Origin of the sequence: Actinomadura roseirufa, from assembly GCF_900659635.1 — a bacterium.
Taxonomy (GTDB): Bacteria; Actinomycetota; Actinomycetes; order Streptosporangiales; family Streptosporangiaceae; genus Spirillospora; species Spirillospora roseirufa.
In genome coordinates, this window is sequence record NZ_CAACVB010000078.1 from 25,072 (window position 1) to 31,071 (window position 6,000).

The 6,000-nt window shown below is 63.0% G+C and carries 6 protein-coding genes; 2 read left to right on the forward strand and 4 right to left on the reverse strand.

Going from position 1 to position 6,000, the window contains the following annotated elements; translation table 11 throughout:
• Positions 1-40: 40 nt before the first annotated feature.
• The 4 genes from E1291_RS43300 to E1291_RS18385 form a co-directional block, all read right to left on the reverse strand.
• A complete protein-coding gene (locus tag E1291_RS43300; protein ID WP_207400796.1) occupies positions 41-1,093 on the reverse strand; it encodes a hypothetical protein in 1,053 nt (350 codons plus the stop codon).
• 397 nt (positions 1,094-1,490) lie between these two features.
• Positions 1,491-2,309, reverse strand: a complete 819-nt coding sequence (locus tag E1291_RS18375) for a phosphotransferase family protein (protein ID WP_131739048.1) — start codon at positions 2,307-2,309, stop codon at positions 1,491-1,493.
• A 21-nt stretch (positions 2,310-2,330) separates the two neighbouring features.
• Positions 2,331-2,804, reverse strand: a complete 474-nt coding sequence (locus E1291_RS18380; protein ID WP_131739049.1) for a UCP032817 domain-containing protein — start codon at positions 2,802-2,804, stop codon at positions 2,331-2,333.
• A gap of 247 nt (positions 2,805-3,051) precedes the next feature.
• Positions 3,052-3,237 carry a hypothetical protein gene (locus E1291_RS18385; RefSeq protein WP_131739050.1) on the reverse strand — a complete coding sequence of 62 codons (186 nt, stop codon included), beginning with the start codon at positions 3,235-3,237 and terminating at the stop codon, positions 3,052-3,054.
• Between the two features lie 452 nt (positions 3,238-3,689).
• On the opposite strand from E1291_RS18385, the gene E1291_RS18390 reads away from it, so the two are divergent.
• Together E1291_RS18390 and E1291_RS18395 are read left to right on the forward strand one after the other, a co-directional pair.
• Positions 3,690-4,898 carry a helix-turn-helix domain-containing protein gene (locus tag E1291_RS18390; protein ID WP_242614225.1) on the forward strand — a complete coding sequence of 403 codons (1,209 nt, stop codon included), beginning with the start codon at positions 3,690-3,692 and terminating at the stop codon, positions 4,896-4,898.
• 13 nt (positions 4,899-4,911) lie between these two features.
• Positions 4,912-5,496, forward strand: a complete 585-nt coding sequence (locus E1291_RS18395) for an HD domain-containing protein (RefSeq protein ID WP_131739051.1) — start codon at positions 4,912-4,914, stop codon at positions 5,494-5,496.
• Positions 5,497-6,000 lie beyond the last annotated feature (504 nt).

Sequence of the window (6,000 nt, forward strand, 5' to 3'; positions counted from 1 at the left end):
GCGATGGACACCTGCGGAGTTGCTGCGAGCAGCTTACTCGCTACTCTGGAATTGACTCGTAGAGTAGTACTTTATTGCGGCGACGCTTTCGCGCTTCAGAATCTCGAGTGATGCGGTACAAGGCTACATCGTAGGCCCAAGAATGGGTAGCCACCTTTCGCTCTACACCGAAATGCTTTCGGGTTGCAGCGTCCAAGACGCGATGATACTCCTCTTGTAGATCCCATGAGAAGCGGGCAAAGTCGTCATCTTCCCAGCCGTAAAGGTGTTCGAGTTCGAACTTCACTGCGTCGATGAAAGCCACCTCAGATCGATCTACTTTCTCTGTGCGTGAACCAAATTGCTGGACCTTCTCTTTGACGTGATCGGACTCACGCTCCCACTTGCTGCCAGCATCTCTCCTTTCCGCATAATCCACCCAAGCCCAGAACGCCTCCGCGTCAGCGATATCGGGGGCTTGTTTGTGGTGGTAGACACAAAGAAGGGCGAAGTTTCGTACGTCCATAGATCCGCCGAGTGAGCTAGGAACTGCGTGGGCGCGTTCTGCGGGCGTACCCCAGCAGACTAAGCAGCTCGGACTGTCTTCAACTCCAAGGTAGCGCGCAATCGCCTCCTTGCTTGGTGGCGACTTCCGAGAACTGCCGTTCACTTCTCTGGCCCGAATAGGCAGGAGGTCGACGTCGTACCAGAAGTCACCTTCCTCGCCCGCAGGGTAGCCGATTACGAGGAGATCCGGCATGTCGTTGCGCTGCTTTTTGTTGTTCCGAATTTCTCCAAAAGGATTAATCATTGCGGTCAGGAACGGAAAGATGTACTCTGGAATGAAATGACGAATGATCTCCCAGGCATCGTGATCATAGCCGCCTTCGTCATTTCGGTGACCCTGAACACGAAAGAGGAGCGTGCGTTCTGCATCGGGACATTCGCGTTGACTGTTGCGAAGTATTGCAAAGATTCGCTGTGCGCAGCGTTCAAAATTTTCATAGACGGCCATGTCGTGGTAGAGCATAATCTTCTTGGTGCTGCTTGGCTTGCAATACTCTGAGGTTGACTTGCGTTGTGGGGACTTACGCACACGCTTCTTTTTCGGCATACCGCACTCCATGTTCCTCAATGACAGGGCCGATGATGCCGCACGGGTCCGACAGATTGGCGAGGGGCTATGGCCGAGGGTGGCTGCTGCCGCTCGATGAACTGGCAGTCGGGGGGACGGTGGGAGCCGTCGTCCTCCTCCGCGCCGCCAGTGTCCGCCCTCTGCGTTGACCGTCAGGGCGCAAGCCGACGGTGCGGCTCATCCGACTGGTTGCTGGACAGCCACGCAGGCTTACGCGAGGACACCTCGGCGCACGGTGTAACTGGGGTGGGGTGATGAGGTGCAGAGCGCCGGTGGCATCTACCGATCGGCAGAGCGCAGTCCCTTTGCTCCGACCATGAACATCTTCTCGGCCGTCTCGGCGCCCCTTGTTGGGATTGCGTTTTGAGACCCCGTTTCAGCTTGCGGAGGTATGGGCGCGCCGATGCGACACCCACTGCCGTGCTGCGGACGCGTGGTCGAGTGCCCAAGGCTCGTTGTTGGTGGCGAGGTTGGCCTGCCATTTGTCGGCGAAGGCGCGGGCGAACAGGTCGATGGTGGCTGGGGCGGTGGTCGTCCAGGCGGGGAACTGTGAGGCCCAGTGTTCTGCTTCGGTCGGGGTGTGGCCGGCTTTGAGCAGCCAGGGGATGAGGAGTGCTGGCTCGAGGAAGGCGGCGCCGCGTCCGGCGAACGTCCAGTCCACGACGTAGGCGGCGTCGTTGTCGCCGAGTAGGACGTTGGCGGGGTTGAGGTCGGCGTGCAGCAGAGTGTTGCCGGCCAGTGGGGTCATGTCGCCCATCGATTCCCAGCGGCGCTCGATGCGCTTGCGTTCCAGCACGTCGGGGAGGGGGTGTGCCTGCAGGCGGTCGATGATCTTGGTGAGTATGTCCAGGTCTGGTGAGCCGGGGGTGTAGTCGGCGTGCCGGGCCTGGACGTGTTCGAAGGCCAGGAGGAGCCACCCGCCCGCCTCTACAGTCCAGTGGAGGCGGGGGGCGTACTCGGTGACGTGGGGGTTGATCGCGGCTTCCCAGCGCAGCGACCGGACTTCCGGACCGTCGGTGTCCGGCGCGGTCTTGCGTGCGGCCTTGACGAACAGCCGACCGTCCGCGTTGTGGACGGTCGCGGCGATGTCGGCGTGGTTGCCGGCGGGCGAGGCCTCGACCCGCTGAATGGGGCCGGTGCGCGCCGTGACCGCGCCGAGCACCTCGGGCGGCAGGTCGGACCAGTCGCTGCGCATGGATCAACCCCCGTGGCGGTGTCAGACGTTCATCGGTGGCTGCGCACAGTTCTCCGGGCAGCAGGACTCGCCGTCCATCCACCATTCCAGATCGACCCGGTATCCGGTGGCGCGCATCGCCGCCAGGCCGCGCTCGGACGCCCGCCCAGACCGGATGTCCTCGTCCATGATCGGCAGGTGGTGCATGAACCGGCCCGCGACCATGTCACAGACGGCCGCGAAGGTGCGCGTGCGCATCATGGAGCGGTGCCAGATCTTGTCGACGGCGGGCGAGGGCGCGAACTTCACCCAGGCGCGGGCGTCGCCGCCGACTTCGGTCATGGTGTCTCCCCACGCCTTCATGAAGATGAGGAACTGCTCGACGCCGCGCTCGGCGTAGGGGCGGGTGACCTTGTCGAAGGTCACCACGTCGTTCACCATCTGGTCGAACAGTTCGGCTGTGACGAGGCCGCGTGGATCTTTGGTGGCGACGGCCAGGTCGGAAACGAGGGTCATGTGCACCTCCGACGCGCATTGTGGTTGGTTCTCTCGGTCCAGGTGCGCGTCCGTTGACCTGGGCCGAAGGGCTTTTAGCGGGGCGGGCAAGCGCCCGGGATGCCGTCCTGCCGCGCGCCGCTACCGGCTTACGGTGCGGACTGCTGGAGAGCGATGTCCGTTGGATCGGCGATCGACCGAGGCGCGGCCTTGTCGTTAGACCGTGTGGAGGGGCTTGGTGCCCCCCGGCGGTTGGTCGTGGTCGTGGTCACGCGCCCGCGTGCGGGCGGCGGCAACGCTCGATGATGTTGCCGAGGTACTCGATCCGCTCGGGGATCTCGCGTCTGCCCAGTAGGTAGTACTGCGATTCGGGAACGACTTCCTGTTCCATAAGCCGGCAGTAGGAGCCCAGCGCGGCGGCCAGGTCTCGCGCCTGGCCAGGATCAAGAGGCACGATGTCTCCTCGCCGAGGGATGTGGGGCGGACTCGTAGACCACCGAGGTGACGAGGTCAGCCAGGGACCGCTGAACTGTGCGTGAGGCCGTGGGTGTGGGGGCGCGGCGGCTTCCGAGGGGTGAAGGGCACCGCGCCCTGCCGCGCATTGCCCTCATGCCGGAGCGGCGATCTGAGGGGGATGCACGACGACTGGGGCTCGCTGGTCATCGCATGAGTCCCAGCGTGCGGATGATCTCGTGGTGGTCTGCCTGCCGCCTGAGGAGTTCGTGACGCACGCGTGCTGCGCGGTGAGTCACCCTCTACCCCATAGCCATGGGACTTGAGTGTCTGGGCGAGCGCCCAGACGCGCAACCGGCGCGTCTCTGGTGCTTTCGATGTATCCGTTGACATCACGAGCCCTCTTACCTAGAGGCGTGAATAGTGATCTTCGGTTAAGCTTTTCTTAACGCTATGGCGTTGATTGATGCCGATGAACTGACGGCGAGTACGAGTACGGACGGCGGTAGTGGAATCATGGCGCCAGGTGAACGAGAAACCCTGACGGGCAGTCGGGGTTTCAACGGTGGCCCCCGCGAAGGTCGTATTTCGGGCTACCTACTCAAGGTCATCCGCGAGTCGATCGGATTCACCCAGGACGGACTGGCTGAAGACCTTGGAGTCGATCTCACGACTGTGCAGGGCTGGGAGTCTGGGCGTCGGCCTCTCATCGCCGTGCCCACGGGGAGTTTCCTGGCGATTCGTGCACGATTGCTGCGACTCGGAGCGCAGCCGAAATTGCTCGCTCAGCTCGAGCCGGCGCTTGAGGTTGATCACTTCCTTGCGCAGGTCTTGAGTACTGCACCAGCGAAGGTTCCACCGGATCAGCATCCGCTCTCCGCGTGGGTGATCACGCGGCTGTTCACTGACATGACCTCATGGGCGGTGTCCGGTCAGCGGCCGTCCTTCTTGGACGATGTTCCGCGTAGATCTTCCCGTCGCGGTCCGGTCTCGAGCGGGCCACGCTTGGCGGTAGACGAGCGGGCTCACTTCTTCGAGCACCTTAAGAGCGCCGCAGAGAGAGCCGATGTCGGCACTGTCGACGGGATGTTGCTTCGCAGGCAAGCACATTACGTCGCGAGCTTCGATGATTCCGTAGAGACGGCGGAATGGCTGGCGGGAATGCAGCGCCAGGAGGAGCGCAGGTCTCAACGATCCGCCGACTGGTCGCTGTCCTGGGCTGTTGTGAGATCCGGAGCGCACTCCCTTGCTCGCAAGGGAGACCCCGAGGCGCTTCAAACGTTCATCGGCCAGGCGATGAAGACCGACAGGTGCGAGACGGCCAACCTCAACTACTGGGCGTACTGGCTAGGGGAGATCACCGAGCCGCAGACAGCCGACACGTTCATGGTCGAGCTGCCCACTCGGTCCTGGAGAGGCACGAAGCTGCTTGCTCATCTGGTGGGCAAGCTGGAGCCGAAGAACGTCTACATTGATGTCGTCGCTCATACGGTCTGGGCGCTTCTTCAACACCGCCCCGCTATCGTCCACGACGAGCCCGGCGCGCTCGGTCGGTTGCAGGAACGGGCAGCGCGGGTCCTGGACGAAGCTGCGGTCTCCGTCCAGTCGCGACGGGAGTTGGAAGAGGTCCTCTACGGTCTACGTATCGCGGACGGGCGTTGAGAGAAGGGTGAGCATGGCGAACGAGACGGAGCGGCTGGCGGGGTTCCTGTACGAGATCGGGCTTCTGAAGCGCTACAAGCGCACCGGGTGGCTTGTAGCGGGCGTGAACGATCCCGAGAGCATCGCCGATCACTCGCTCCGTACGGCGATCATCGCTGGCGTCCTGGCTGCGATGGAGGGGGCCAACCCCGAGCGTGCCGCACTGCTCAGCCTCTTTCACGACAGCCAGGAGACGCGCCTCACCGACATCCCCTACGTGGCCAAGCCGTACGTGAAGAAGGCGTCCAACGAGCAGGTCACCGAGCGCCAGACCCGCGGTTTGCCGGAGGTGGTCACCGCAATGATCACAGGTGTCGTCGCGGAGTACGAAGGCAAGGCCAGCGCCGAGGCGATGTGCGCCCGTGACGCGGACAAGCTCGAGTGCCTCATTCAGGCCATCGAGTACCGAGAGCACGGCAATCGGAACACCCAACCGTGGGTAGACAGCTCACTCGCCCAACTCCAGACCGCGTCCGCCAAGCGACTCGCCGAGGAGGCGCAGAAGACCGGCTCTCTCGACTGGTTCAGGCGAGCGTTGAACGGCGACGAGGACGCGTAGAAACGTCCTCGTACTTGGGCATTCGATGGTGCTCCTGTACAGCAAAGGAGTACAGCGCCGCACCCGCACACGGACGCATCTGATAATCGCCACGACTCCCGCATCGTCGACGGCAAGAGCGCCGGTGGCGGTCATCTGGAGCTCCGCATGCTTCGGTTCCGAACTGGTGGCGCCGGCGCGCGGTAGTAGACGATCAGTGACGTGTGCCCTCAAGTGGAGACACCGCTCCATCACTGATGCACGGACCAGTGAGGTCCCATCGGCGGCATCCGTGACGGGAGGCCCCGCGGCCGCAGCAAGCTGAAGGATGCGATACCGCCCGGCCAGGAAGCGTCAGAACGGCTCGTCAATTGATACGAGTCGACCTTCGTGAACGTTAGCGTCCACGGAAGTGGTGTATGGGGTCTGTGTGACCTTCTGCCGGGTTTTGGCCTGTGTGGGCGTGTCACCGTGACATGAGGACGGCCACCTCGTGATCCTTCGAGTCGACCAAGAGCACGAAGG

Coding starts and splice junctions, on each gene's coding strand:
- E1291_RS43300 (WP_207400796.1), bottom strand. CDS start 1,093: ATGCCGAAAAAGAAGCGTGTGCGTAAGTCCCCACAACGCAAGTCAACC.
- E1291_RS18375 (WP_131739048.1), bottom strand. CDS start 2,309: ATGCGCAGCGACTGGTCCGACCTGCCGCCCGAGGTGCTCGGCGCGGTC.
- E1291_RS18380 (WP_131739049.1), bottom strand. CDS start 2,804: ATGACCCTCGTTTCCGACCTGGCCGTCGCCACCAAAGATCCACGCGGC.
- E1291_RS18390 (WP_242614225.1), top strand. CDS start 3,690: ATGGCGTTGATTGATGCCGATGAACTGACGGCGAGTACGAGTACGGAC.
- E1291_RS18395 (WP_131739051.1), top strand. CDS start 4,912: ATGGCGAACGAGACGGAGCGGCTGGCGGGGTTCCTGTACGAGATCGGG.